1 protein-coding gene is annotated in these 724 nt (G+C 59.4%); it reads left to right on the forward strand.

Going from position 1 to position 724, the window contains the following annotated elements:
- Positions 1-171: 171 nt before the first annotated feature.
- The gene (locus tag AAE484_RS17415) at positions 172-492 is read left to right on the forward strand and encodes a hypothetical protein (RefSeq protein WP_341939709.1); all 321 of its coding nucleotides are present in this window, start codon (positions 172-174) and stop codon (positions 490-492) included.
- Positions 493-724: the final 232 nt, after the last annotated feature.

Raw genomic sequence — 724 nt, forward strand, 5'->3', positions numbered from 1 at the left:
GGAGACGTCGAGCCCCGCGAGACAAGGGCGCGTGAGCGCGAACCTGTGGGCAACCGGCGAACGCCATCCGCGCAGCGGATTGTCCACAGGCTTTAACCCTAAAGCGGCTCTACGGAGCCTCTCAACCCCTGTTCGGCACCGCTGAACAATCACACTCAAGAGGAAATCACCATGCAATTTGAATACGACACCACTGTACTGAGCGTGACCCGGGTCACCGTTGAGGGCACCCAGTTCTGCAGCGTGTTCGTCGGTGAAACACCCGATCCGGACAAAGAGAACGACGTGCACGGCTTTAGCGTCCGCAAAATCCCCTCCGACCCGGCCGTGTTCGACCAGCTGGGCGACATTCGCTATGGCGACATCAAGCGCAAGAAGCTGCTGATGCGCATGAAAGGCGCCGCCCAGGGCAAAGCCCAGCCCCACGTCATCGGCGTGGTGCCGGACACCAAGCCCGCGAGCAAACCCGCCGCCACTGGCGCCGAGAAGTAACAAGGAGGGCGGACTGTGGAAGCTGACACACAGGCCGTCTTCGACCTGCTTCTTGTTGTCTCCCACTTCGTGGCTGCGGCCATGGGATTCAGCAAGGGGGGCCAAAGATGAGCCACAGCGAAGCGTTACAGATCCTCGGGCAACTCTTTGGCTGCTATTGCGCGGGGTTCTTCGCCGCGTACGTCATCACATCCATCAAACAATTTTTGGAGAAAATCTGATGCAAAAACTC

This window comes from Marinimicrobium sp. C2-29, assembly GCF_038419845.1.
Classification (GTDB): Bacteria; Pseudomonadota; Gammaproteobacteria; order Pseudomonadales; family Cellvibrionaceae; genus Marinimicrobium.